The sequence below is a fragment of the Cryobacterium serini genome, assembly GCF_004404025.1.
GTDB classification, from domain to species: domain Bacteria; phylum Actinomycetota; class Actinomycetes; order Actinomycetales; family Microbacteriaceae; genus Cryobacterium; species Cryobacterium serini.
Genome location: NZ_SOHN01000006.1, coordinates 1 through 1,494 on the forward strand (window position 1 = coordinate 1; position 1,494 = coordinate 1,494).

At 56.8% G+C, this 1,494-nt stretch carries 1 rRNA gene; it reads left to right on the top strand.

Annotated features, from left to right (window positions below):
• Positions 1-1,323 (top strand): 16S ribosomal RNA (locus E3T51_RS02335); the annotation flags it as partial.
• Between the last annotated feature and the right edge of the window lie 171 nt (positions 1,324-1,494).

Sequence of the window (1,494 nt, forward strand, 5' to 3'; positions counted from 1 at the left end):
TTTGGTCAAGGATGAGCTCGCGGCCTATCAGCTAGTTGGTGAGGTAATGGCTCACCAAGGCGACGACGGGTAGCCGGCCTGAGAGGGTGACCGGCCACACTGGGACTGAGACACGGCCCAGACTCCTACGGGAGGCAGCAGTGGGGAATATTGCACAATGGGCGCAAGCCTGATGCAGCAACGCCGCGTGAGGGACGACGGCCTTCGGGTTGTAAACCTCTTTTAGTAGGGAAGAAGCGACTGGGTTTTCCTGGGAGTGACGGTACCTGCAGAAAAAGCACCGGCTAACTACGTGCCAGCAGCCGCGGTAATACGTAGGGTGCAAGCGTTGTCCGGAATTATTGGGCGTAAAGAGCTCGTAGGCGGTTTGTCGCGTCTGCTGTGAAAACCCGAGGCTCAACCTCGGGCCTGCAGTGGGTACGGGCAGACTAGAGTGCGGTAGGGGAGATTGGAATTCCTGGTGTAGCGGTGGAATGCGCAGATATCAGGAGGAACACCAATGGCGAAGGCAGATCTCTGGGCCGTAACTGACGCTGAGGAGCGAAAGCATGGGGAGCGAACAGGATTAGATACCCTGGTAGTCCATGCCGTAAACGTTGGGAACTAGATGTGGGGACCATTCCACGGTCTCCGTGTCGCAGCTAACGCATTAAGTTCCCCGCCTGGGGAGTACGGCCGCAAGGCTAAAACTCAAAGGAATTGACGGGGGCCCGCACAAGCGGCGGAGCATGCGGATTAATTCGATGCAACGCGAAGAACCTTACCAAGGCTTGACATATACCGGAAACGGCCAGAAATGGTCGCCCCGCAAGGTCGGTATACAGGTGGTGCATGGTTGTCGTCAGCTCGTGTCGTGAGATGTTGGGTTAAGTCCCGCAACGAGCGCAACCCTCGTCCTATGTTGCCAGCACGTAATGGTGGGAACTCATGGGATACTGCCGGGGTCAACTCGGAGGAAGGTGGGGATGACGTCAAATCATCATGCCCCTTATGTCTTGGGCTTCACGCATGCTACAATGGCCGGTACAAAGGGCTGCGATACCGCAAGGTGGAGCGAATCCCAAAAAGCCGGTCTCAGTTCGGATTGAGGTCTGCAACTCGACCTCATGAAGTCGGAGTCGCTAGTAATCGCAGATCAGCAACGCTGCGGTGAATACGTTCCCGGGCCTTGTACACACCGCCCGTCAAGTCATGAAAGTCGGTAACACCCGAAGCCAGTGGCCGAACCCGTAAGGGACGGAGCTGTCGAAGGTGGGATCGGTGATTAGGACTAAGTCGTAACAAGGTAGCCGTACCGGAAGGTGCGGCTGGATCACCTCCTTTCTAAGGAGCACGTGTCGTCCCGTCTGTATACAGCGGAATATGGCGACCAGTCACACCAGGCCGAACGGTCTGGGTGGCGCTCATGGGTGGAACATTGACATTGATGCAAGAACGGCTGAGATCTACTCGGTACGCCTGGTTCGTAAGGACGGGGTTGGAAAGGTAGGTCGC